21 protein-coding genes, 1 tRNA gene and 2 rRNA genes (1 of these 24 running past the window's edge) are annotated in these 25246 nt (G+C 56.5%); 14 read left to right on the top strand and 10 right to left on the bottom strand.

Annotation, left to right across the window (positions count from 1 at the left end):
• Positions 1–48 precede the first annotated feature (48 nt).
• Both D9K61_RS02285 and D9K61_RS02280 read right to left on the bottom strand, forming a co-directional pair.
• The gene (locus D9K61_RS02285; RefSeq protein WP_120631638.1) at positions 49–1299 is read right to left on the bottom strand and encodes an ABC transporter substrate-binding protein; all 1251 of its coding nucleotides are present in this window, start codon (positions 1297–1299) and stop codon (positions 49–51) included.
• Positions 1300–1328: 29 nt separating this feature from the next.
• Entirely contained in the window at positions 1329–2210 is an 882-nt protein-coding gene (locus D9K61_RS02280) for an N-acetylmuramic acid 6-phosphate etherase (protein WP_120631637.1), read from the bottom strand.
• 157 nt (positions 2211–2367) lie between these two features.
• Here D9K61_RS02280 and D9K61_RS02275 point away from each other — a divergent pair, with 157 nt between their 5' ends.
• The 4 genes from D9K61_RS02275 to nagA are packed head-to-tail and all read left to right on the top strand — an operon-like array spanning position 2368 to position 6213.
• Complete coding sequence (locus D9K61_RS02275) at positions 2368–3255, top strand: BadF/BadG/BcrA/BcrD ATPase family protein (RefSeq protein WP_120631636.1); 888 nt, start codon at positions 2368–2370, stop codon at positions 3253–3255.
• Positions 3252–4019, top strand: a complete 768-nt coding sequence (locus D9K61_RS02270; RefSeq protein ID WP_120631635.1) for a GntR family transcriptional regulator — start codon at positions 3252–3254, stop codon at positions 4017–4019. Before D9K61_RS02275 ends, D9K61_RS02270 begins: the two co-directional genes overlap by 4 nt.
• An 8-nt stretch (positions 4020–4027) precedes the next feature.
• Positions 4028–5059, top strand: coding sequence for an SIS domain-containing protein (locus D9K61_RS02265; RefSeq protein WP_120631634.1), 1032 nt, complete (start codon positions 4028–4030; stop codon positions 5057–5059).
• A complete protein-coding gene (gene nagA, locus D9K61_RS02260) occupies positions 5056–6213 on the top strand; it encodes an N-acetylglucosamine-6-phosphate deacetylase (RefSeq protein ID WP_120631633.1) in 1158 nt (385 codons plus the stop codon). Before D9K61_RS02265 ends, nagA begins: the two co-directional genes overlap by 4 nt.
• 112 nt (positions 6214–6325) lie before the next feature.
• Here nagA and D9K61_RS02255 read toward each other — a convergent pair whose 3' ends face one another.
• Positions 6326–7198 carry a LysR family transcriptional regulator gene (locus D9K61_RS02255; RefSeq protein WP_120631632.1) on the bottom strand — a complete coding sequence of 291 codons (873 nt, stop codon included), beginning with the start codon at positions 7196–7198 and terminating at the stop codon, positions 6326–6328.
• Between the two features lie 102 nt (positions 7199–7300).
• Here D9K61_RS02255 and D9K61_RS02250 point away from each other — a divergent pair, with 102 nt between their 5' ends.
• The 7 genes from D9K61_RS02250 to D9K61_RS02220 all read left to right on the top strand — a co-directional run bounded on the left by D9K61_RS02250 (position 7301) and on the right by D9K61_RS02220 (position 14251).
• Positions 7301–8746 carry an aldehyde dehydrogenase family protein gene (locus D9K61_RS02250; RefSeq protein WP_174235071.1) on the top strand — a complete coding sequence of 482 codons (1446 nt, stop codon included), beginning with the start codon at positions 7301–7303 and terminating at the stop codon, positions 8744–8746.
• Entirely contained in the window at positions 8746–9723 is a 978-nt protein-coding gene (locus D9K61_RS02245) for a membrane dipeptidase (RefSeq protein WP_120631630.1), read from the top strand. Before D9K61_RS02250 ends, D9K61_RS02245 begins: the two co-directional genes overlap by 1 nt.
• Complete coding sequence (locus D9K61_RS02240; RefSeq protein WP_120631629.1) at positions 9720–11405, top strand: hypothetical protein; 1686 nt, start codon at positions 9720–9722, stop codon at positions 11403–11405. Before D9K61_RS02245 ends, D9K61_RS02240 begins: the two co-directional genes overlap by 4 nt.
• The gene (locus tag D9K61_RS02235) at positions 11402–12031 is read left to right on the top strand and encodes a DUF3726 domain-containing protein (protein WP_120631628.1); all 630 of its coding nucleotides are present in this window, start codon (positions 11402–11404) and stop codon (positions 12029–12031) included. Before D9K61_RS02240 ends, D9K61_RS02235 begins: the two co-directional genes overlap by 4 nt.
• A gap of 11 nt (positions 12032–12042) precedes the next feature.
• Positions 12043–13065 carry an Ldh family oxidoreductase gene (locus tag D9K61_RS02230; RefSeq protein ID WP_120631627.1) on the top strand — a complete coding sequence of 341 codons (1023 nt, stop codon included), beginning with the start codon at positions 12043–12045 and terminating at the stop codon, positions 13063–13065.
• Between the two features lie 174 nt (positions 13066–13239).
• On the top strand, positions 13240–13671 hold the full coding sequence (locus D9K61_RS02225) for a hypothetical protein (protein WP_120631626.1): 432 nt from the start codon (positions 13240–13242) through the stop codon (positions 13669–13671).
• Between the two features lie 109 nt (positions 13672–13780).
• Complete coding sequence (locus D9K61_RS02220) at positions 13781–14251, top strand: Dps family protein (protein WP_120631797.1); 471 nt, start codon at positions 13781–13783, stop codon at positions 14249–14251.
• Between the two features lies 1 nt (position 14252).
• Here the strand turns inward: D9K61_RS02220 and D9K61_RS02215 are convergent, their stop codons facing one another.
• Positions 14253–14507 (bottom strand): DUF1289 domain-containing protein, encoded by a 255-nt coding sequence (locus tag D9K61_RS02215; RefSeq protein WP_120631625.1) that lies wholly within the window; start codon positions 14505–14507, stop codon positions 14253–14255.
• Between D9K61_RS02215 and D9K61_RS02210 the strand changes: the two genes are divergently transcribed.
• Complete coding sequence (locus tag D9K61_RS02210) at positions 14506–14697, top strand: hypothetical protein (RefSeq protein ID WP_120631624.1); 192 nt, start codon at positions 14506–14508, stop codon at positions 14695–14697. The genes D9K61_RS02215 and D9K61_RS02210 overlap by 2 nt on opposite strands.
• Before the next feature lie 150 nt (positions 14698–14847).
• Here the strand turns inward: D9K61_RS02210 and D9K61_RS02205 are convergent, their stop codons facing one another.
• From D9K61_RS02205 to D9K61_RS02195, 3 genes are all read right to left on the bottom strand, one after another.
• Complete coding sequence (locus tag D9K61_RS02205) at positions 14848–15807, bottom strand: tyrosinase family protein (protein WP_120631623.1); 960 nt, start codon at positions 15805–15807, stop codon at positions 14848–14850.
• A complete protein-coding gene (locus D9K61_RS02200; protein WP_162946710.1) occupies positions 15807–16196 on the bottom strand; it encodes a hypothetical protein in 390 nt (129 codons plus the stop codon). Before D9K61_RS02200 ends, D9K61_RS02205 begins: the two co-directional genes overlap by 1 nt.
• Before the next feature lie 136 nt (positions 16197–16332).
• Positions 16333–19344: a di-heme-cytochrome C peroxidase gene (locus D9K61_RS02195; protein WP_120631621.1), complete on the bottom strand. Its 3012-nt coding sequence runs from the start codon at positions 19342–19344 to the stop codon at positions 16333–16335.
• A gap of 218 nt (positions 19345–19562) precedes the next feature.
• On the opposite strand from D9K61_RS02195, the gene D9K61_RS02190 reads away from it, so the two are divergent.
• Both D9K61_RS02190 and D9K61_RS02185 read left to right on the top strand, forming a co-directional pair.
• On the top strand, positions 19563–20132 hold the full coding sequence (locus tag D9K61_RS02190) for a gluconate 2-dehydrogenase subunit 3 family protein (RefSeq protein ID WP_120631620.1): 570 nt from the start codon (positions 19563–19565) through the stop codon (positions 20130–20132).
• 42 nt (positions 20133–20174) lie between these two features.
• Positions 20175–21752, top strand: a complete 1578-nt coding sequence (locus D9K61_RS02185) for a GMC oxidoreductase (RefSeq protein WP_120631619.1) — start codon at positions 20175–20177, stop codon at positions 21750–21752.
• A 185-nt stretch (positions 21753–21937) separates the two neighbouring features.
• Here the strand turns inward: D9K61_RS02185 and D9K61_RS02180 are convergent.
• The 3 genes from D9K61_RS02180 to D9K61_RS02170 form a co-directional block, all read right to left on the bottom strand.
• A tRNA-Met gene (locus D9K61_RS02180) sits at positions 21938–22014 on the bottom strand.
• A 159-nt stretch (positions 22015–22173) separates the two neighbouring features.
• A 5S ribosomal RNA gene (gene rrf / locus D9K61_RS02175) occupies positions 22174–22288 on the bottom strand.
• A gap of 223 nt (positions 22289–22511) precedes the next feature.
• A 23S ribosomal RNA gene (locus D9K61_RS02170) occupies positions 22512–25246 on the bottom strand; it runs 96 nt beyond the window's last position.

The raw sequence follows: 25246 nt of genomic DNA, 5'->3' as shown, positions 1-25246 counted from the left end.
GAGTGGTTCCGGCCTTCTGGCCGGAACCGGTTTCAAGTGAGTGGTGGATTATTGATGAGGCGCGTACCAGGTAGCCAAGCCATCCTGCAGCCGCTTGCCTGCATCCTCGGGGCTTTCTTCACCTTTGATCACCTGAACCGAGGCGTTCCAGGTTTCGTTTTCAAGGTTCGGCGTTCCGCGCGACAGGATTTGATAGGTCGAACGGATGGTCGACCCACACTCGCCGCGCCAGCTGACGAATTCCTGAGCCAGCGGGTCCTCCATGGCCACATTGAAATTCGACAGCGAGAAGAAGCCCGGCAGGGCGTTTGCATAGATCGTTGCAAATTCTTCTGACCCAACCCAGTCAAGGAAGGTCCGGGCAGCCTCGGCATTGGGAGAGGCGGCGTTCATACCAATGGCAATGTCCGTGTGATCCGAGATATAGCAATCGTCGCCTGCATTCGGAACCGGCGGCTTGAAGGCACCCATCTCGAAATCAGCCAGATTGTTGAAACCGCTGATTTCCCAGCTGCCCGCTGGATAGACGGCGGCCCGACCCAGTGTGAACAGGTTCTGACTGTCGGGATAGGTCTGTGCTTCATACCCGTCGCCCAGATACTCACCCCATTTGGCCAACTGGCGATAAGGTGCAACCCATGCATCATCCGTCAGCTTCTGCGAGCCGTCGATCAAAGCCAGACGGCCTTCTTCGCCTTTCCAGTAGTTCGGGCCAACGTTGTTATAGCCCATCGTGGCCGCTTCCCACTGGTCATTGGTGCCCATAGCCATCGGGATGTAGTTACCGTCTTCTTTGATCTTGCCCAGCACTTCAAAGAATTCCGCCTCGGTCGCCGGAACGGACAGTCCCAATTCGGTGAAAGCGTCTTTGTTGTAGATGAAACCATGGATCACAGACGCCATCGGAACACAGAATGTGGCCGAGCCATCATCGGACTGCCATGCGGATTTCGCGACGTCCGAGAAATTGGCCATACCACCGAGATCAGACAGGTTGGCCAGATGACCGGCGTCATAAAGACCCAAAGATGTATCAAACGGTCGGCAAGTGATCAGATCACCGGCAGAGCCCGCATCCAGCTTGGCATTCAATACTGCGTTGTATTCTGCCGGGGCAGATGGTGAGAATTTGATCTTGATATCCTGGTTTTGCGCTTCAAAAGCCGGAATGATCTTTTCCTGCCAAAGCGCCAGGTCATCATTGCGCCAGCTTTCGATTGTCAGAACCGTTTCAGCTTGCGCTGCACCGGCCAGGGCCGATGACGCCAGCAAAATTGCGCTTAGCGATGTCTTTTTCATGGTCTTCTCTCCCTAGTGTTTATTTTCGTTCACAGTTGTTCAAGCGCAGGACGCAGATGCCCACCCGACCGGGTCAGCATCTGTTCCGCCTGCGTTACAGTGGTTGCGCCTGCCGCCAACAAAATGGCCTGCTTCAAATTGCCTGCGGCGTTATGCAATGCCAGGCTCGCCTCGGCATCAGAAACACCCGCAATCTTTTTGATTATACCTTCGGCGCGTTGGCGCAATTTGCGATTGTCCGCGACAACATTCACCATCATGCCGTCGTGTACATGACCCAGCCGAATACCCATCAGCGTCGACATCATGTTCAACGCCACCTTTTGTGCAGTGGCGGCCCCCATTCGGGTGGATCCGGCAATCAGCTCTGGTGGTGTGTTCAGAAAAATTGCGCAGTCGGCCTGCTCGAATAGAGGGGCGCTTTTGTTGTTTGCTATGCAGATAATCTTGGCACCGGCATTGCGGGCGTGGCGCACAAAATCAAGCGGAAAGGGGGTGGAGCCGCTGGCGGATATGGCAATCACCGCATCCCCCGACCTAACCCCTGCCGACGCCGCCTTGGCTGCATCGGCATCATCCTCGGTATGGCCCGGCATTTCCGCACCAGTCGGAATCCCGCCAGCCATTGAAATTGAGATGGACTCGGGAGACAGGCCGTAAGTGCCTGGCAATTCCGCGCCATCAGCAAGACCCATCAACCCTGAAGATCCGGCAGCAACATAGTGAATGCGACCACCATTCTGGATCGCTTCCGCAAGAAGTGAGGCGCCCCGAGACAGCTCGGCCAGACAACCGTCCAGACCGCTCAACGCAGTCTTTTGTGCGTCCAGCAGACAAGCGAGCACGTCGGCATCGGAACGCAAGTCCAATCCCTCAACTCCCTCACCCAGCATTTCAGTTTGCGGCAGCATGTGATTCCCCTCTGGTATGCCATATAATACCTATGCAATACCTTTTGTCTACACAGGTCTTGATATTTTCCCTATTTTCGCAGTCTTTTCCACATTTCACTGATATTTCTCTGCAAAGGTCTTTTTTTCGATCAAAAGGTATTGTAAAGGTATCTATATGGTTGAGTCCTTCCCATATCTCATTGCAATTGACGGCGGCGGCACGCGCTGCCGATTTGCCATGACCACACCCGCAGGCCTGCTGCAGGTGACGTTGGGCAGTGCCAACGTGTTCTCGAACCGCGAGTCGGCGATCCAAACATTGGAAGCCGGTCTGACCAAGTTGATGGATCTGGCGGGCCTGCCACAGACCGCCCTGGCGGACATTCCCGTTTATGCAGGCCTTGCTGGCGTCACAGACTCGCAGGTGGCATCCGAGGTTGCAAGCCGGTTGCCGTCACGGGTTGCCGAAGTTGAGGATGACCGCAGATCAGCAGTTGTCGGCGCATTGGGGTCACAGAACGGTTGTCTGATCGGTGTCGGGACTGGATCGTTTCTGGCGCGCCAACTTGACGGTCAAATCAGGTTTATCGGCGGCTACGGCCCGGTGATTGGCGATGAAGCATCAGGCCACTGGCTTGGCAAACAGCTGTTGCGATCCGTGTTGCTCGCCATGGATGGAATTCAGCCCCACAGCCCATTGACGCAAGACATCAGCACGCGTTTCGGCGATGATCCCGCACAAATTGTTGCGTTCTCGGGTGCTGCACGCCCCGCAGAAATCGCAGATTTTACGCCCGATATCATTTCCGCTGCCAAGGCGGGGGACCTAACGGCGCAGGGTCTTATGCAAAAGGGCGCTGGTTACCTGTCCGATGGTCTGCGCGCGCTTGGTCATTCTGACGGGGATCCAATCTGCGCCGTTGGCGGCGTTGCGGCTTGCTATCAGGACTACCTGCCGACCGAGATGGCCGCAGCCCTGACAGAGCCGGACGGAACAGCAATTGATGGAGCGCTGCAATTGGCGCGCCGGTTGGCAGAACGCGCAAAGGTGGGTGCAGTATGACCACAGAGACCATCGAAAACTTTCTAAAGTCCGATGACTGGATGCAGGACGCCGCCGGACCCCGGTACGTGCGACTGCGCAAGCGGATCGAAGAGAGCATAGAAACAGGTCTTCTGGGCGAAAGCGCGCCGCTGCCTGCGGAACGAGAGATTGCCAACCTGACAGGCTTGTCCCGGGTGACGGTGCGCCGGGCAATGCAGGATCTGGTCGACCGGGGCATCATCGTCCAGCGTCAAGGGTCAGGCAGTTTCGTCGCGGACGGAACTCCAAAGGTGGAACAATCCCTGTCCCGACTGACATCTTTCACCGAAGACATGACGCGCCGTGGCCTGAATTCCTCCAGCGAATGGCTGGAACGCGGCGTTCACACCCCTTCACCGGAAGAGGTGATGGCCCTTGCACTGTCATCGGGTGAAGCGGTCGCGCGCATATCCCGCCTGCGGCGCGCCAATGATCGGCCAATGGCAATCGAACGCGCCTCGCTGCCGATCGATATCTTGCCGAAACCGCAGCTTGTCGAATCGTCTCTCTATGAAGTTTTAGGGCGTGATGGAAATCGGCCCGTTCGGGCATTGCAGAGGATTTCTGCAGTCAATCTTGAAAGCGAGGATTCCGAGCTTCTTGGCGTCGAGCCGGGGGCAGCCGGGTTGCGCATCGTGCGCACCTCATACCTGGCGAACCGCCGGGTTGTCGAATTCACCCGCTCTATCTATCGCGGCGATGCCTACGACTTTGTGGCAGAGCTACGTTTGGCCAACAGCTAGGACAAATTATGCAACAGCAGATCACCCGGATGCGCCGGGAAATCGACGAAATACCCGCAGCCGTTGAACGGTTGCTGACGCATGGGCAGGTCGATATCTCGGCTGTTGCCAACGTCGCGCGAGAGCTTGACCCGACCTTCATCGTGACAGTTGCGCGCGGCTCGTCCGATCATGTCTGCACCTATCTGAAATACGCATCCGAAATTGTCCTGGGTGTTCCAGTCGCCTCGGTAGGCCCCTCGATTGGGTCGGTCTATGATTCCGTCTTGAAGTTGCAAAGCGGGCTGTGTCTGTCTGTATCTCAGTCCGGGAAAAGCCCCGACATTCTGGCGATGGCACGCAATGCAGGGCGCGATGGGGCCATGACTGTAGCGCTGACAAATGACGCTCAGTCCCCTTTGGCAGAAGCCAGCACATATCCAATCGACATTCAGGCGGGCCCCGAGCTGAGCGTCGCGGCAACCAAAACCTTTGTGACATCGGCCGTGGCCGGTCTCTGGCTCCTGGCTGAGTGGAGCAAGGACGCGGCCCTGCTGTCTGCGATCCGGGCTTTGCCACAGCAACTGGACGCTGCCACCAAAATCAACTGGCCAGAAGTGCGGGCTGCAATTGGTGAGAGCTCGTCGCTGTTCACCTTGGGGCGGGGACAAGCTTTAGCCGTTTCGAATGAGGCTGCTTTGAAGTTCAAGGAAACCTGCCAACTGCATGCCGAAAGCTATTCGTCAGCCGAGGTTTTGCACGGGCCAGTGTCGATCGTACAAGACGGGTTTCCCGTTCTGGGTTTTGCGGCCGCAGATGCCGCAGAGCTGCCGCTGTCAGAGGTCGCCGACGCGATCAGCGCCAAAGGCGCGCGTGTGTTTGCGACGACTGACAAGGTGAAGCAGGCGGTCAGGGTGGACCATGTGCGCACAAACCATGCCCTGACAGATCCGTTAAGCCTGATTGTCTCATTCTACTCTATGGTCGAAGCCTTCGCAGCCTCTCGGGGGATCGATCCCGACGCGCCGCGCCATCTTAAGAAGGTCACTGAAACCGTATGAGCACCGCGCTTCAAGCCATCACCGGGGCCAATATTCTGACCACGGAAGGCGTGGTCCAAGACCACGCGTTACTCCATCGCGACGGTCAGATAGAGGCTGTGATGCCGGTTTTGAAGATCGGCCCGGACGCTGAGGTCACGAATGTCGAGGGTGGCCTTTTGGCGCCCGGATTTGTCGACCTTCAGGTCAATGGCGGCGGTGGCCTGATGCTAAACAATGCGCCTAAGATCGAGACTCTGCGCGTGATGGCAGAGGCTCATGCCAGAATTGGGGCCACCTCGATCCTGCCCACGTTAATCACAGATACACCCGAAGTGACGAGACGCGCAGTAACGGCGACAATTTCCGCAATAGCAGAAGGTGTTCCGGGCATCCTGGGCCTGCATCTTGAGGGGCCTCACCTGTCTGTGTCGCGGAAGGGGGCGCATGACGCCGCGCTGATACGTCTGATGGAGCAGTCAGATCTGGACATGCTTCTGGAAACTGCGGCGCAGCTGCCAGTTCTGAAAGTCACCGTGGCGCCAGAAAGCGTATCCAATGCCCAAATAAGGGCGATGGCAGACGCTGGCATCCTGGTGTCGCTGGGCCATACAGATGCAAGCTTTGATGCCTGTCAGGCGGCCGCGAACGCGGGCGCGCGCTGCGTCACACATCTGTTCAATGCGCAAAGCCAAATGGGAAACCGTGAACCCGGCACAGTCGGGGCGGCCCTGGCGTTGGGTGGTTTATCCGCTGGCTTGATCGCAGACTCGATCCATGTGCATCCAGCCTCGATGAAGAATGCGCTCAGCGCAAAGCAGAGGCCGGGCTTCGTGTTTCTGGTCAGCGATGCGATGGCAACTGCAGGATCGGATATCCAAAGTTTCACGCTGAATGGGCGGGAAATTCACCGCAGCGGTGATCGGCTGACGCTTGCAGACGGAACGTTGGCTGGGGCCCATCTTGAGTTGCTGGATGCCGTGCGGAACATCTCGGAACTGGTTGATCTGGAGTTGTCGCAGGCGCTGGAGATGGCGAGCCGCCAGCCCGCTGATCTGATCGGGCAGGATCAACTTGGAAGAATTTGTCCCGATGCCAAGGCAGACATCTTGCACATTGGCGCCTCCGGGACGTTGGAAAAAGTCTGGCAGGGTGGCCGCAAGCTGGCGCTTTAACTTTCTGATCTGCCCAAAGTTTTTCGGCCTCAAGCCGTTGCCTGGTTCGAAATGCGGGCAGCCCAACAGATAAACTGATGGCACCAGGCCCATCGCAGGCGGCGTGGAAGCGTTAATCAAACGTTTGGGATAAAATGAACGAACTGCAAGCCTCGGTCAGATCCCTGAACCGCGCCCGCTCGCGCACATACAGATATACCTGCCTTTTGTCCGGCAGGTCCGCGAGCGGCCGAAAGGCAGTCGAGTCTGGAATGACCTGCGCAACGGTCTGCGGCAACACAGTGGCCCATTGGCCGGTCCGTACCATCGTGATCAGTGAATGCGTATTGTGTATGGCGATTTCCGAGCTTTCCAGCACGGCCTTGAAATCAGGAGACTGGATAAAGTCACACAATGCGTTTCGAATAAAACGCGTGGTCAACAGGTCTGAAATTCTGGGTGACTCGGCCCGTGTTATCAGCGGGTGGTCCGACGCCGCCACCAGACCAAAGCGATCTTCAAACAACGGGACCGCCCTGACCCCGTTCAGCGGATGTTCGCCGGATGCAATTCCGATATCGGCCTTGTCCTCAGCAACTGCGTCCAGAACCTGTTGAGTGTCTGCGTCGCGCAGCTCAATCTTCAGGCCGGGGAATCGGGTTGTCATGTGATCCAGCAAGGCCGGAAACACCAGCGCCCCGACGGACGGAACAGATACAACCCGGATCAACCCATGTTCGGCTTTTGCTGCGGCCTCGATACTTTGCACCGCCTGATCGAATTCCCGCACCTGTTTCAGCGCCAGATCAAACACTTGCTTGCCCATCGGAGACAGGGTGTTCTTTCTTTCACCCTCAAACAGCTTTTTGCCCAGATGATCTTCAAGCTGCTTCAACGTCATCGAAACTGCAGACTGCGTGCGGCCAAGCCGATCTGCCGCTTCACCAAGGTTGCCCGTCTGAGCGACTGTACAAAAGCAGCGCAGCATCTCAACTTTGATCGCCATACTTCAAACTTTCTGAATTTACTTCAAGTTATTTGAGTTTGACTGATACGCCCTGCAAAATCCATCCTATCCTAAATTGAAATTGCGAATTTGGGGCCTGACGTGACCAAACTGAACCTGATTGCTGGCGAATGGCTGGCTGGCGAAAGCGAAATTGAAAACCGTAACCCTTCGGATCTGAGTGATCTGGTCGGCATGTTCGCGCAAGCCAGTGCCGATCAACTGGACGCGACGCTGGATCAAGCACGCACCGCGCAAGCCGAGTGGGAGGCTTATGGCCCCGAGCGCAAGCAAGCCGTGCTGATGAATATTGGCAACGAGCTGATGTCGCGCGCCGAAGACCTGGGCACGCTGCTGGCCCGCGAAGAAGGCAAACCCAAGGCTGAAGGTAAAGGCGAGGTTTATCGCGCCGGTCAATTCTTCACCTATTACGCCGCCGAATGCCTGCGCCAGATCGGTGAGAATGCCGACAGCGTGCGCCCCGGAGTTGAAATCGACGTGCGCCGCGAGGCCGTTGGTGTTGTGGCAATCATCAGCCCGTGGAACTTCCCGACCGCGACCGCATCTTGGAAGATCGCTCCAGCGCTTTGCTATGGCAACGCGGTGGTCTGGAAACCCGCCAACATCACCCCGGCCTCGGCTGTGGCCCTGACCGAGATCATCGAGCGTCAGGACATTCCCAAAGGTCTGTTCAGCCTCGTCATGGGTTCGGGCCGGTCCATCGGTCAGCGTCTGGTCGAAAGCCCCAAGGTCAATGCGATCTCGTTCACCGGTTCGGTTCCGGTTGGCAAAGGCATCGCGTCCGCCGCCATCCAGAACCTGACCAAGGTTCAGATGGAAATGGGGTCGAAAAACGCACTGGCCGTGATGGACGATGCCGATCTTGATCTGGCCGTGACGCTGGCATTGGGTGGCGCCTTTGGCGGCACCGGTCAGAAATGTACCGCGTCTTCGCGACTGGTCGTGCACGCGGGCATCCATGACGCCTTCGTTGAAAAACTGGTTGCCGGTGCTCAGGCGATGAAAGTCGGCCACGCACTGGAAGAGGGCACACAGTTGGGTCCCGTCGTCAGCCAGCAACAGCTGGGCGAAAACCTCGCCTATGTCGATCTCGGTAAATCTGAGGGTGCAGAACTGGCTTGCGGCGGTCTGCGACTGGATATGCCGCATGACGGTTTCTACATGTCGCCCGGCGTGTTTTTGAACACCAACAACGACATGCGCATCAACCGTGAAGAGATGTTCGCACCCCTGACCAGCGTCATCAAGGTGGGCAGCTATGACGAGGCGCTGAGCGTCGTCAACGACACCAATTTCGGTCTGACCTCGGGCATCGTGACCCAAAACCTGGCCCGCGCCACCCATTTCCGTCGCAATGCACGGACCGGAGTGGTGACCGTCAATCTACCGACCGCAGGCACTGACTATCACGTGCCCTTCGGTGGACGCGGCGACAGCTCGTACGGGCCTCGCGAACAGGGCAAAGCAGCGGCCGAATTCTATACCACTGTCAAAACTGCTTACATCAGCGCCGGAACGCCAGTCTGATGCGGATCGACGGGCTGCAATATGTCAACTGGTCGGAAAAGATTTTCCGCCAACTGCGCGAAGGCGGCGTGGATGCCATCCACGTCACCATCTCGTATCACGAGAACTTTCGTGAAACGGTTCTGAATTTCGAAAAATGGAACCGCTGGTTCGAGCAATATCCGGACCTGATCATGAAAGGTCAGTGGGCCAGTGACATCGACACGGCCGGCAATACTGGCCGGACCGCCGTGTTCTTTGGGTTCCAGAACCCCTCGCCCATCGAAGACGATATTGGTCTGGTTAAAATTCTGCACACGCTGGGCGCGCGGTTCATGCAGCTGACCTATAACAACCAGTCGCTGCTGGCGACCGGTTGTTATGAGGCTGAAGACACCGGCATCACCCGCATGGGCAAGCAGATCATCAAAGAGATGAACCGTGTTGGTCTTGTCGTCGATATGAGCCATTCGGCGGACCGGTCTACCATCGAAGCCGCCGAGCTGTCCGAGCGTCCGATCGCCATCACACACGCCAATCCCTACGAATGGTCTCCGGCCCTGCGCAACAAGCGCGACGAGGTCATCCGTGCGGTGACGGAAAAAGGTGGGATGCTGGGCTTTTCGGTCTACCCTCATCACCTGAAGGACAAATCCGCCTGCACGTTGGAAAGCTTCTGTGAAATGATCGCCCGCACCGCCGATAAATATGGTGCGCAGCATTTGGGGATTGGCACCGATCTGTGTCAGGACCAACCCGACAGTGTGGTCGAATGGATGCGGGTCGGACGTTGGACCAAGGAAATCGACTATGGCGAAGGCTCGGCCAGCGCGCCCGGCTTCCCGCCGATGCCAGACTGGTTCAAGGACAACCGCGATTTCGGCAACATCGAATCCGGCCTGCGCAAGGTCGGTATGAATGAGGATGAGGTTGCAGGTATCATGGGCGGCAACTGGTATCGGTTTTTCGATCAGAATTTTGGACCGCAAAACGTATGACTGAACCGCGCCCGCATATCAAACGCCGCGACCCTGCCATGGTGATGCGCCTTTCGCGGCTGGGCTCGCTGCATCAATGCCGGCTCAGCTTCATGCGGCAACTGACCCGCCGTATGGCGCAGGAAGAATGGGTGTTCTCCCGCCCTAAGTTCGAGATCAATGACAAAGGCGTAGGCTATGCGGTCTACGCCGCGCAAAGCCCCAGCCACGCCTATTCGCTGGTTGCCTTCGCCCATGATCTTCCGCCCGAACAACGCTCGGACCGGGTGATCGCCGAGGCCTGGGATGCCACTTTTGCCCTGTTTGACGGCATTCCGAGCGATGACGACATCGAACGCCTGTCGCAGAATGTGCCGCTGCAAGAGGCCGGGCGCGTCAGCGAAAGCGAGCTGTCCCTGTCCCGCGCCAACCGGTCCGTTCGGTTGTGGGCTCATGTTGTTGACCGCCTTGCGGCCGGGCAACAGCCCGATCTCGATCAGATTCACAAGGTCGGCTATCTGATGCGGACCACAGCCGTCTATGGTTCGGGAAAATTCGGCGCCGCAGATCGGGAAAAGATCGCTGATCGCGCCGAAGTCAACAGCCCATTCCAAGCCGAGATGCTATCGGTCTACCTGACCCGCACATTTGTACGTGATCTGGTACAGCATATGGCGCAGGTCAAAGGCGGCGACGCCACGGCCAAACTGGACCCGGACATCGCCCGCTGGCTAGGGATTGGAAACTCAACCGGGTTGGGCATGGCCCCCTTCATCGTCAACCATCCAATCCTGTTCAACAACTGGATCATGGTACGCGAAGAGGCCATTTCCCGTGTCCGTTCAATCGAAACCGCGTCGGCGGAAGAGGAGAGCGAGTTTCGCAACATCTTCAAGCGCAGCAAGCTGTCAATGTCGTGGTGGCGTTCGGAACATCCGGTTCAAATCGAAAAGCTTGCTGCGCTGAACGCCGATCTGACTTCCATTTCGACCTATCTGGATCAGGAAGAATTACAGAACAACTACCCATGGGACCGTTTGGTTCGCTGGTCCGAGGCGACGCTGAGCCAGGAAGGGCAGGAACTGATCGCCTCACTGATCCTGGAACCTTACGGGGATCTGGTAGATGGGCTTTCATCTTGCATGGCCGACAACAACTCTGATGCGCATGTGATCAATGGCGCGATGCCAGTCGCTGAGGTCCGTTCGCTGTTCGAGCAGAGTTTTGGGTGGGCAATGGATCTGGATTGGACAGCACCTGAGAATTGCGCCCGGGCCTGGTACGTTTCGGAAGAAAAACTGGAACCAAGACTGGGAGAACGGTTCAACGAGCCTATCGCCGAGTATGAACAACCTCTCGCCCCGGCTCGGGACACCGTTCGCGCGCATAAGGCGCTGGCAGGATGGAACGGCAATGCTCCGATCGCCGAGTTCCTGCTGCGGCATCCCGAACACCGTCACGCGGTGCGCCGTGCGCAGATGGCCACCGTGGCGCCTTATGGTGAGATTCACGACAACACGATCAGCGCTGTCGTTCTGCCCATAGATATGCTGAGGGCAAAGCTGTCCTTCTTTGGCGCAACGCATTTCGATCCGCGTTCGGACCGCTGGGTGCGGATTTGCATGTATTCCGGCGCGCCCTACCCCGAGGATCTGACCAACGAAAACGCAGATCTGTGGGTTTACCCCGAGGTTCAGCAATGAGTTTTTCTCTGAACGAGGTCGAGGCCACCGCAAAGCGCGCGACCCGGGGTGCCGGATACGCCTGGGGTATCGCAGAAGAAGCCGGAAAAGCAACGCGATGGCTATGCGCCCAAGGGCTGAATGGGCCGGCTGAATTGGCGAAACTTTTGGGTTTGGGCTTCGCCGGATCATTGGACCAGCACATGCCAAAGGACCTGACCGGAGAATGGGCAGGCGAACAGGATCTGTGCCCCCTGACCTGCGGCGCGGCGCTATCAGATTACGCCGAAATGTGGCGGGCTGGCCCGTTGCGATTACAGCATGTTGCTGTGCCGCTTTTGCTGCTTCCTTTTGTTGCCAATGCGGTGAAGCGTCAGAACGGCGTCGCTACGATCACACTCGACGGCATCAATGCTGTGACAGATGGCGCGCAGCTTTCCTGTCCTGACGTTGATATGAGCCGGGTCGACAGCGTGATTGTAGCCATGGGCGGCACGCTGGAGACGAAAAAACCCCGGCAGACACGCGCTACCCCTGATCCGGCCAGTTGGGATGTTCTCACCAACTTTGCCTTCCGGACCTACGCCCCCGCAACCGAACAATCCCGGCTTCTGGGGGCCGGGGCGGGTCTGTCCGATAATGACTGAAGGATACTCTGATGACTGAATACAAAACGCTCTCACTGGCTGAAATCGAAGACCTGTCCTTCAATGCCCTGGTCGCTGCGGGAACCAGTGAAGAAAACGCGCGCCCGCTGGCTGTTGCAACGGCCGCAACCGAGGCTGACGGCATCGCCAGCCATGGCCTGGCTTACATCCCGATCTATTGCGAGCATGTTCAATGTGGCAAAGTTGACGGCCAGGCCAAACCGTCGTTAGAGACACCTCGTCCCGGCGTTGTCAGGGTCGATGCGGCCACCGGATTTGCACATGCGGCTATCGATCTAGGGTTCGATTCTCTGATCCCTGCGGCGCGCGCCCAAGGCATCGTCGCTTTGACAATCAACAACAGCTACAATTGCGGGGTTCTGGGCTATCACACCTATCGTCTGGCGCAAGCCGGGTTGGTTGGGCTTGGGTTTACCAACGCACCAGCATCAATTGCCCCGTCCGGAGGATCACGCCCCGTTGTTGGAACCAATCCGTTTTCCATCGCCGCACCGGGCACGGATGGGCAACCCGCCCTGCTGATCGACCAAAGCGCCAGCACCATTGCCAAAAGCGAGGTGATGAAACATGCCCGCGAAGGCAAGGCGATCCCAATTGGTTGGGCACTTGATCCGGACGGTAACCCGACAACCGATCCCAGTGTTGGACTGAAAGGCAGCATGGCGCCTTCGGGCGGCTACAAAGGCGTCGGCATCGCCTTGTTGACAGAGATTATGGCGGCTGCACTGACCGGAGCGACACTTGGAATGCACGCCTCGCCGTTTTCAGGAACGGCAGGAGGGCCACCCAAAACCGGGCAGTTCTTCATCGCAATTGACCCCGCCACAACGTCCAACGGCCTTTTCCCGACTGCGATCTCTGATCTTGTCGACGCGATTCGTTTCCAAGACGGCGCGCATTTGCCAGGTGACGGACGTCGGGCAAACCGGTTGTCTGCCCGTAAAGACGGCGTCTCGGTCAACACCGCTACCCTCGCCAAAATCGAAGCGGTTCTGGAGTCAGGCAAGGCGTAGCCCGTCACGGGACCCAAGATCGACTGTGATATCCGCTGTTCTATTCCAGCGGTCATTGGGTCTCTCCCCGCGAAAAAACGGGGAGGGCCGCTTGTTTTTTCAAAACCTTATTACTATTGTCAGGTATTGAAAATGGCGGTTATGGCGCCTTGATGTTTTGAGCAGCCCAACACAATGATGCAGGCAGTCAGTTTCATACCAACGGATGCAACACGTGCCCCCTCATCGCCTATGATGACGAGCCGGTCGTTGCGGATCATCAACCATCTGCGGTTGGTTGCACTGGAATGCCGGTCTGCGTCGCGGGTCGATTTGGATCATGCCTGTGCCTTGCTGCTGGCAGATCCTGCGGATGCACAGATGCGCCATGCGGAAACATTGATGCGGGGCTTTCGTCAGGCGGTGTCCAGACGACCGGTGTTCTACCGTCCGGGTACTGTAGACCTCTCCTTTGATGAAGTCTGGCTAGGACGGTTGTTCGAGGCGATCGAACGTAAGGATGATGACAGCTTCCGTTTCTTAATCCAATCCCGGGTTCCGCGCTGGACGCAGCGAAATCTGGCCTTCCTGACACGGTCGATTTCAGAGCAATTCCATAAAACTTAGAATTATTCTAAAAAGTTCTTGGAAAATTTCTATGATCCTCTAAATATGGATCAGGCTGCTGTTTTTTTGGTGAAACAGCATGGCAACCAGCAGAACTAAGGTGAATTTTATGACTCAGACAGCTATTGACCTGACCCCAGACTCGCGTGCCGCAATTGCTGACGCGCTGAATCAATCCGTCGCAGAAACCGCCGTGACCACGATGTTGGCGCAGAATTTTCACTGGAACGTAACAGGCATGGCCTTTGGCCCGCTACATGAGCTGTTCCAGAAAATCTACGAAGACCATTTTGTCGCGCAAGATGATTTGGCCGAACGTGTCAAAGCATTGGACGCGCATGCCGAAGGTACGCTCGCCGGGATGCTGAAACGCTCGAAAATCAACGAGCATGAAGGCGACGCATCAGACAAAGAGATGGTCAAGGTCATGCTGGACGCGCAGGAAACGCTGGCCTCGACCCTGGCCGGTTGTGGTGAGCTTGCCGCCGGGCACGGTGATACTTTGACCGAGGACCTGTGCATCAGCCGCGGTCAGACTCATGAGAAGTTCGCGTGGTTCCTACGCTCTCATCTGCGCTGAATTAGACTGCCAGGGTGAATTTGACCTTGGCTTTCTTCTTCTTCAACTTTTTCAGATAGGCCGGTCCCCAATGGGTGTACCGGCCCATTTTTTCCTGCTGACAGACGAGCATCTGAACAAAGGCTTCCTGCTGATCAGGGCGCTTGATCGACTTGAACAGCTTTTTCTGGCTTTTCGTCATAGAGCACCCGATGCAATGCCCCTCGCGGCGGAATTTGCAAACGTCGATACGGGGCGACGGGACTTTCTTGCTCATGAATGAAACTCGCTGGAACGACGGCCAAACTGGCGACTCGGCTGGTGATTTGGCCCCTGTAGTGACCAAAATAGGCGGCGTTGTCGAGATCGCCAAGACGTGTGGCGAAAGACGCCTGATTGTGACCTCTCAAATGGGCAGTAATTGGTGCACAGTCGTGCGCGCGCCAACCCGGATCACGGATGGGTAACCGCATTCGGTCGATCAATCAGAAACTCTGAACAGCTTGCTGAGTACCCGCTTATTGGGAAAGCGGTAAATCATGAGGCCCGGCGATGCGCTCTGACAGAATGCTGTTCCGCATATCTCGGTTTTTACGCGCCCGATGACCGATGCAAGTCTAAGCGACAAGCTGGTGATCATATGTGTACCAAATGGACGGGTCCAAAACCTGTTCCGGGCTGAGGGCCTGACCGATGATAGAAACCATCGTGCTATCGATCCGGTGACCTTGCGGCCCGCGATTGCGGCCCGGTTGATAGTCGCGGCCATTGCGGTCCATCCACATCTCCCAGATACGGTCAACGTTACAGTGGTTAAGAAAAAACGCCGGATCATTGGGTGACGTTCCGGGTCCCATATCGCCACCGATCCAAACATGAACACGGTTGTGCAACTGTGGTCCCTGAACCCATCCTTCAAGTACGTTGCGATGACTGATGACGCTTTGGTTCCACGGGGACTGGTCATAGGTCGGTTGGGTAAGCGCGGTATCGACCTGCGCTTCGGTTGGCAGGGTTCGGACGCGCGGATCAAGCCCTGCCGCGCGCTGAATGGGACGTGGGGTTGTCGAGACAAGCCGCCCCGTTCTTGCATCCTGAACAAGCCGCACGCGCATGTCGGCGATAGGTCCGGACCGGACGGCCCCTCGGGCCTCGCCGATATAATCCCGCGACCACAGGTCTGTGCGCCACTGGTCTGCGACAGAAAGTTCTCCGTCGGCAGCCCAATCCCAATACGGCAAGCCAAAGTCCGGGTCGCCAAGAACCTGCTGCAGGTTCTGTTCAAGCCGGATGAGATACATCCGATGCCAGGGTAGAAAGATCGGACCGCTATGGGCGGCGTTGCCGACCGACAACGGGATCGACATGGCCAACACATGCCAGAAAACAAAGAGGTCGTAGATCGAAAGCTCTTGGTCGATGCCGACAATATCAAGCGGTAGATTGTTGTTCCTCAGGAAAGCGGCAATGTCCCGGCCGAAGATCCCCGAGTTGGGTTGATCCAGCGCCGCCATACCCTGAAGGAATTGATCGCGCACAGTTTCACTGACAAGGATGTTTTCTCTGGTACCGGCCATCAGTTGTGCCCCCCGTGATCTGCGTGACCATCGTGGTTGTCGTGCCCCACCCCAAGTTCATCTCGTTCCATCGGCGCCAGGCGCGACGCATCGATAATGGACCGCGCAAGGTCGATTGCAGACGGGAACGAATAGTTTGGCAGGCCATGGCAATGAACGGTTCCGTCATCCAGTACCATTGTGTGTAAGGTCAGGGGTTCATCGTCGATTTCGATGCGATACGTGGTTCGGATTTTGATTTTTTTACCGCGATGAAGAGCGGTTCTTGTCGATGTAAAAGACTTTTGATGCCCATGATGACTGGTGTCCTGCGAGTAGCCGGTGGGAAGGTGAAGGGTGCTCAGATCCACCTCTGGCCTGTCTTCATGTTGCGTATGCTTATCAGCCATCACGGCACCTCCTTGATTGCATTGACCTGCTTGGACGCGGATTTGAAGGTTCAGAAATCCACGCCTTCCAAACGAACTTAAGACGCCACGAATAAGGCCTGACCTCATTTGCGACGGTTAGGGGACGACCCGCAGATCACCTTTCAATCGGAAATCGATCGGGGTCTTTGAGATACTCAACAATTGCCACCTTCTCATCATGCGTGAACGGCGTGTTCCAGAACACATGACCTCCATTGCCATTTCCCGTCACTGTCGTGTCAAAGCGGAAGGCGTTGTCCTGGTCCGTACTGACAAACCCAAGGCGTTCGGCATCCAATGTGCGGTCACCGACGAAGAATACCTGCTCACGCTCGTCCGGGGGAGAGATCACCTGATAGACCGTCCGAACCGAGCCGTTGTGCAGATATGGCCCTGTCGCCCAGACACCCACCAATGGGCTGGCTTTCAAGGCGGCCCCCTTGAAGGGTGGCTCATATCCGCATGGCTTGGGCGTTCCTGTCTGTGCATTGCGTAAGGCACAATCGGCGTGATCTGCTGGCCGCAGACGCATTTTCGCAGCGGCCTGACTGCCTAGCGCTTTCTGGACCACTTCCCCCACAACGACTTCCAGCAGACGAACGGAAGGCACGACGGGTTTCAATCTGTCCGGCTCTGGCAGATTCTGGAGCGATCCGGTTTTCGCCCAACGCTGAGTGAAAGCCCGTGTATACTCACTATCAGTGCCCGCTTTTTGAACCGGAATTGCGTCGACCTCAATGAACTGATCTCCGCGTAGATTCTCGCTCGGATCACTCATTCGATATGGCGGCGCATTGTGGCATTCCTCGCAATTCGCCGCAAAGAGATCACGACCCTGTTCAGCCAAAGCCGTGTCGATTGGGCCCAGCAAATCTTCTGGCCACGCCGGCGCGGTCAGATCCTTGATCCATGTCTCATACAGCTCTAACGCGGCCTTATCCGCAGACGACTCAAACTGTTTTTCCGGCGTGAAATCGACGCTTCCGAACACACCCAAAGCCTGACCTAGGTTGCGCGAGAACGGGTCCGACACCGCAAGATTCCACTGCACGAATTCCAGCTGGTCTGCCATCCACAAAGGCGGATAGCTGGTGGGCGCGCGCGGTGTCGCCAGGTTTTCCAGTACACCAAGGTCTTTGACTGCGACCGCGTTGACGATCTGGGTGAGTGCGTCCACACGGCCGGGGCCTGAAGGGTGCAGCGGACTGCGTTGCGCCATCTGCCCTGAGAAATCTGAGGCGAAACCCAGAAACTGCGGAACAAATTCTTCCGGATCACCCAACGCAGAGGGATCTGTCAGGGCAAGGTTTTGCATGAATGCCTTCAGCCGCTCAGACGGTTTGGGACCCGTCGGATCAGTCAAATCCATCTGCCCGGTCTCTCGCACAGCTTTCGCCAGTTCTGCTGCGAAGTGGTCGAAATCAAAACTGGCGGGCGCGCCATCAATCCGAAAAGCTTCACCCTCGATGATCACATCTGCGGAATGACATGACGCGCAATTCAGGCTGACTTGCGGACCGTTGTCGGTTTGTGTCGCGGCAAACCCGACCGGCAGCCCATGGGGGTTGCGCGCATCAACAGGCGAGGGCAACAAACCATAGCGAGCCAGATTGCCGGGCGTCGCAAACCGCCCCGTCCCATCACTGGTCTCTAGTGCCAAAAACCAGCTGAGCGGCATGATTTCGCCCCCCTGGCTGGTGTGGTAGTATTGCCTACGAATTCCATCCGACCAGCCCTGATCGAAAAACTGCGTGTGGTCCTCTGCCAGACAGGGCTGATCAAGGTTGGTCCAGTCCCCTTCGTTCAGGCACGCCACAACCTCGGCAGTTTCACGTGCTGTACGGCGCACCACCGTGGCATGGGCCCGTCCGTCCGTGGCGGGAAACCCCGGGAACCACCCAAAGGCACGAATATTCCAACGATCAAACCGGTCACCCATCCCCTCCGGACTGCGTGGCAGATCGTCCTGCGCCATCTGTTCCTCTGCAGCAATACGCGCTGCAACAGTTGCAGGATCGGCTGCGGCGTCCAACTCGCGGCGGGTTTCTGTGTGGCAGCTGACGCAATCTGTGTTGAAGAAATGCGACGCGGCAGGATCGGCGATGACAGCCGAAATCTCTGCAGCATTTTGCGGGCTGTTGCCGCCGGCCCCAAACAGCGTGCTGGTGGATACACCATCGTCAGCATCTGGCTGGGGAAGACCAAAAACCGGCAACACGAAATTCGCCAGGCAATCCACCGGCAGGCGATTTCGCGTCAGTCCTGGCGGAACGACCCCGCCATTTTCCGAGTCACCCAAAAAACTGAGCATCTGTTGGAAGTTTTTAGGTGCGGTCACATCATCCGGTTGGGCGATGGCCGGGCTTGGCACCGGGGTGAAGCCACTGCCTGCCCGTTGAAGGGCCAGAAAAACCCAAGGCTCGGGCGCACCGGGTGGCAATCCAGCTATCGAGACCGCCGACAGCCGGTCCGCGCTTAAGTGCGTTTCCAAAAAGCTGCTGAGGCGCGCTGTCAGTACCTCTGCCGCTGCCGGAGTGTCGAATGCAGGATGCACACCCAAGGGCGTGCCCGCAGTTGCGACGCCCATCCCGGCCAGTTCGTCCCGGATGGCGGCAAGATCATCAATAGCAGCCTGAAAATCATCAATATCCGTCTGATCCGGCAAAATCCGGAAAGGACAAACCGGAGGAGCCTCGGACGCATCCGCTCCAAAAGTGTAGACCAGATGCACGGCCTCATCCCTGATTGGCGCCCCGCCTGAGTTGAAATCAACCGGTTGCACGACCAGCCGGATCTGCAAGTTGCGCCCAAACGGACGGAACGCTGCCTGCAAACCCGGCGCGCCCGGATCGATCCGTATCGAGGCCACATGCAACTGATCCCGGCGATCTGTAAAAATACTGGAATCGATGGTTTCCACCGCAGTGGGCATCGCATTGACATTCGAAATGACTGCACCGGCGATCGCCGCCAGATCGGTTGGAAAAACGGCGTCGGGCAGAACAACCCGGGGATCATCTGCTCTTATCGGCGCCTCCAAAAGGATAGACACATCGTTCTGGGAGAAATCGTCAGCGGCGGCGATTCCTGAAAAAAACACAAAAATAGTAAGGAAAATGCGACCCATGTCCGCCCCCCAATAAAATCAATATCGTAAAAAAATACCTTCTGACTGTAGCACAAATAGACATCAATCGGGCAGAAAATATGGTTTCACGCCCAAGACGATAAGCCAAACCGGCATGACCGACTGAACGGTCACTGCAACAGCCGTTCCCCGGTTTCGTTTGGGCCACTATTTGACAAGAGCCCAGTTCTTGCGAAAATGGCGGAATTCATAGGAGAATGACTGAGACAGGTGGAATGATGAAGCGTCGACGCTTTGTGACCCGCATGATCCCAACCACACTCTGGGCCAGTGCTGTTTTGCACGGCCAGTCATTTAGTGGCGAGGCAAAGAACATCGAACAAGCCAACTATCAGTACCTGAAAACAAACGAGGCCGAGACCCTTGCAGCCTGGTGCAAGTCCATCGTTTCAGGTGCCGACGTAGCTGGTGTGGCGCAATTTGTTGATCAGAGCCTCGCTGGACCCCCCGCAGCATCTCTCCTGCTGTTAAGGTATCTTGATGCGAGTGACATGGCGGGGTTTTATCGTAGCGGCATCGCCGGAATTGATGCGGAAAGCCATCACCGCTTTGATCTGCCGTTTTTGAAACTGTCACCTGACCAGCAGAAAGATATGATCGCCGCAGCCGTGGCGTCGAAAATGAAGATCTGGACCGATCCCGATCCGAATTTCTTCTACTTTATCTCACGAAGTGATGCGGTCGACGTAGTTTATGGAACAGAAAGTGGATTTGCCGAAATCGGGATTCCCTATCTGGCGCACATCCCACCTCTGCAACCTTGGTGAAGAGATCCCTGCCAAGAGCGTGACCCAAAAGACGGGGAGCTGATGAAGAAAATCTCACATGAATTGGTTGACGTTGTCATTGCCGGCTCTGGTATCGCCGGCAGTACAATGGCGGCCGAGCTGGGTGAGGCAGGGTTCAATGTGCTGGTTCTGGAGGCCGGACCGGAGCGTAAGCTTTCGGATATGATCAGTTCGCAGATCTGGTCGCGGCGCCTTCGCTGGGCGGGGCCGGAGGTTCGCGAAACGGGCGATTTGGTAGGCGCTGCAAATTTCGCAATGGGTTGGGGCACTGGCGGAGCAGGCTTGCATTGGTACGCGAACTGGTACCGCTTGCACCCTGATGATTTTCACGTTCAATCATTGTATGGACGCAGTCTGGACTGGCCCATCACCTACGCGGATTTGCGACCGTGGTATGACCATGCACAGACCTATTTCGGCGTGTCCGGGGAGGCTGATCCCCATGCTCCGGCAGGTGCTCCTTACCCGATGCCCGCCATTCCCATCTCAAGGCAATCATCAGCCATAAAAAAAGGATTTGATACGGAAGGGTTGAAACTGACGGCCAATACTCTTGCGATCAACAGTACGCCCTTCGACGGGCGGCCCGGTTGCCTGCTGGACGGCTGGTGCGATTCCGGGTGCCCGGTTGGCGCATTGGCAAACCCGCTGGTTCTGCAATGGCCGCGCGCCAAGAAAGCGGGTGTTGAGCTGCGCCATAACGCCTATGTGACGCGCATTGAAACCGACCCGTCCGGAACGTTGGCGACCGGAGTTGCCTATCTTGACGAGCGTGGTCAGGAGAATTTCCAACCCTCCAAAGTCGTAATTTCCGCCTGTCATACAATTTGGAACGCACGGCTCTTGTTGCTGTCATCCAATGATAAGCACCCGGATGGACTGGGTAATGGCAGCGGATCCTTGGGGCAGTATTTTACGTCTCATGCGCTGACGACGATCCACGGGCTGTTTCCTCAGGGAACCGAGCCGCATCTGGGTGTTTCGGGGGCCAACACACTTTGTCTGGAAGGGTACGACAACAAGCAGCCAGAAGATGGCGCGTTTGGCAGTCGGGCCTGGCTCGTCGGTCAAGCAGCAAAACCAAATGATCTTCTTGGAACGGCACTGGCAAAACCCGGGTTGTTTGGCGATGCTTTGGATGAGTACATGCAGAAAGCCAGTACGCATTACGGCAATATGACAGTTCTGTGCGAAGAAGACAGCATCCCGGAAAACCGCATCACGCTCGATCTATCGCGCCGTGACCGTTTCGGGTTGCCGCAAGCCAATGTCACCAACTCACTTCCGCAGGAAAATACTGCCCGATCAGAATTGGCCAAGGCCGAAGGATTGCGGGTTTTCCATGCTGCTGGAACCAGCGAAGCCTGGGCAGGTGCTCGGAGTCCGATGCACATGATGGGTGGCACGATCATGGGAACCGACCCATCCATGTCGGTTACCAATTCATTCGGGCAGGTTCACGAGATCGACAATCTGTTTGTGGCAGGCGCAAGCCTATTCCCTACCTCCGGTGCGCTTAATCCGACAGCGACATTGGCTGCGCTGGTCTTTCGGACGGCGGATTACATTCGCACCAACAGATCGGCGCTATTGCGTTGACGCTACGATTGGGCGTGGACAAGGTGGCTTTGTTTCTTGCGTTCGGGGCTTGTTATCGGAGATCAGGCTGCCCCCTGAGGGAGAAGCCTATACAATTGAATTGGTTGGAGAACTGGCGGGTTTGCTTGCGTTGGGGGTGTCTTGTAACGAACAAAGCCGCCCTGGGGCGGCTTGTTCGACAGTAATGGTTGCGGGAGTAGGATTTGAACCTACGACCTTCAGGTTATGAGCCTGACGAGCTACCGGGCTGCTCCATCCCGCGACATTTTTTGTGACCTATCGCTTACGCTACTTGAGGTCTTTGGCTGGTCTGGCGCCTATTTGGCGAGTTGAGACCGTTGGTTGGCCTATTGCTTGCGCTATTTGAGGCCGGGGTCGAATAGGTATTCTATCGTTTTGAGAGAATGTGGGATTTTTCTAGGTTTGGCGGTGACCTACTCTCCCGGGGCTTAAGCCCAAGTACCATTGGCGCGGCAGCACTTAACTTCCGGGTTCGGGATGGGACCGGGTGTTTTGCTTGCGCTATGACCACCAAACCGAGGAAAATCCCCGTCGCTCTTTTTGCGCAGCAAAAAGGCGACGCGCGGCAGGCAGCGTCTTTATCGCAGATAAAGGCGCGTTGCCGCACGGTTGTGTATCAATCAACACCGCAGCTAGGTGCTACGAAGTTATCCATGTTTAATGAGGTGTATGTTTTTGGCTTATTTGTTCGCCTACCGCCTCTACTTGAGGCGGTGGGTTGTCTTTCCATTACTGGATCAAATCAAGCCTATCGGGCGATTAGTACCGGTCAACTGAACGCATTACTGCGCTTACATCTCCGGCCTATTGACGTGGTGGTCTTCCACGGCCCTCAGGGAGACCTTGTTTTGAGGGGGGCTTCCCGCTTAGATGCCTTCAGCGGTTATCCTGTCCGATCATAGCTACCCAGCACTGCCGTTGGCACGACAACTGGTCCACCAGTGGATCGTTCACCCCGGTCCTCTCGTACTAGGGGCAACTCCTCTCAAGTCTCCTACACCCACGGCAGATAGGGACCGAACTGTCTCACGACGTTCTAAACCCAGCTCACGTACCTCTTTAAACGGCGAACAGCCGTACCCTTGGGACCTGCTCCAGCCCCAGGATGAGATGAGCCGACATCGAGGTGCCAAACACTGCCGTCGATATGGACTCTTGGGCAGTATCAGCCTGTTATCCCCGGCGTACCTTTTATCCGTTGAGCGATGGCCCTTCCACTCGGGACCACCGGATCACTATGGCCGTCTTTCGACTCTGCTCGACTTGTCAGTCTCGCAGTCAGGCTGGCTTCTGCCATTGCACTCAACGAGCGATTTCCGACCGCTCTGAGCCAACCTTCGCGCGCCTCCGTTACGCTTTAGGAGGCGACCGCCCCAGTCAAACTACCCGCCACGCAGGGTCCCGGATCCGGATAACGGACCGCGGTTAGACATCAAGAGTGCGAAGGGTGGTATCTCAAGGGAGGCTCCACCGCGACTTGCGTCACGGCTTCAAAGCCCACCACCTATCCTGCACATCACAATCCTGATGCCAGTGCGAAGCTGTAGTAAAGGTGCACGGGGTCTTTCCGTCTAACCGCGGGAAGCCTGCATCTTGACAGGCAATTCAATTTCGCTGAGTCGATGTTGGAGACAGCGGGGAAGTCGTTACGCCATTCGTGCAGGTCGGAACTTACCCGACAAGGAATTTCGCTACCTTAGGACCGTTATAGTTACGGCCGCCGTTTACCTGGGCTTCAATTCAAGGCTCTCACCTCTCCTTTTAACCTTCAGGCACCGGGCAGGCGTCAGACCCTATACGTCGTCTTGCGACTTCGCAGAGCCCTGTGTTTTTAATAAACAGTCGCCACCCCCTGGTTTGTGCCCCCAGCCCCTAGTTGCCTAGGAACCGGGCCTCCTTCTCGCGAACTTACGGAGGTATTTTGCCGAGTTCCTTCAACATCGTTCTCTCAAGCGCCTTGGTATGCTCTACCAGTCCACCTGTGTCGGTTTAGGGTACGGTCTTATAGGAGGGCTATTTCCAGGAACCTCTCAGCAGCCCACTCAATCCAATAAGGATGAACTACCTCTGAGATCCGTCACCACTCCACGGCCTAGGAATATTAACCTAGTTCCCATCGCCTACGCCTTTCGGCCTCGGCTTAGGGGCCGGCTTACCCTGCTCAGATTAGCTTTAAGCAGGAACCCTTGGACTTTCGGCGAGAGTGTCTCTCACACTCTTTGTCGCTACTCATGTCATCATTCTCACTAGTGATCTCTCCACCGGATGGCTCACGCCCCGGCTTCATCGAAAAGACTCGATCCTCCAAGGTGCCCCGAAAGACACTAAAGAGGATAAGTCTTATGTCACACTACGCTCTGCTACCATGCCTTACGGCATCCTAGACTTCGGCTCATGGCTTGAGCCCCGTTACATCTTCGCCGCAGGACAACTTATTTAGACCAGTGAGCTGTTACGCTATCTTTAAAGGATGGCTGCTTCTAAGCCAACCTCCTGGTTGTTTTGGTCGTCCCACCTGCTTTCCCACTTAGCCATGAATTGGGGGCCTTAGTCGTAGGTCAGGGTTGTTTCCCTCTCCACTACGGACGTTAGCATCCGCAGTGTGTCTGCCATCTAGTACTCCCGGGTATTCGGAGTTTGGTTAGGATCAGTAAGCCTGTGGGGCCCCATTACCCATCCAGTGCTCTACCCCCCGGGGTATTCGGATGACGCTCTACCTAAATAGATTTCGCAGAGAACCAGCTATCTCCGAGTTTGATTGGCCTTTCACCCCTAGGCACAGCTCATCCCGATCCTTTTCAACGGATGTGGGTTCGGTCCTCCAGTAAGTGTTACCTTACCTTCAACCTGGCCATGCCTAGATCACTCGGTTTCGGGTCTGATCCCACGAACTCATACGCCCTATTAAGACTCGCTTTCGCTACGCCTACACCTAACGGCTTAAGCTTGCTCGTGAGACCAAGTCGATGACCCATTATACAAAAGGTACGCCGTCAGCTCGCAAGGAGCCTCCGACTGATTGTAGGCGTTCGGTTTCAGGTACTGTTTCACTCCCCTCGTCGGGGTGCTTTTCACCTTTCCCTCACGGTACTGGTTCACTATCGGTCAGCAAGGAGTACTTAGCCTTCGAAGGTGGTCCTCCGATCTTCAGACAGAATTTCACGTGTTCCGCCCTACTTAATACGTCCATCAGAGCTTAGAATACGGGGCTGTCACCCGCTATGGCCATGCTTCCCAACATGTTCTTCTCACTCATCTGGCTCGGCTGGTCCCCGTTCGCTCGCCGCTACTAGGGGAGTATCAATTGATGTCCTTTCCTCCGGGTACTTAGATGTTTCAGTTCCCCGGGTTTGCCTTTATAACCCTATGTATTCAGGTCATAAATACCTGGTTAAGCCCATTATTGACTGGCAGTGCCAACAATAACAAACTTTCAGGTGGGTTGCCCCATTCAGAAATCCATGGATCAAAGC

The sequence above is a fragment of the Ruegeria sp. EL01 genome (assembly GCF_900313035.1).
Taxonomy (GTDB): domain Bacteria; phylum Pseudomonadota; class Alphaproteobacteria; order Rhodobacterales; family Rhodobacteraceae; genus Ruegeria.
The sequence above is the reverse complement of the archived record's forward strand: the minus strand, read 5'-3'. Positions and strand labels throughout refer to the sequence as shown.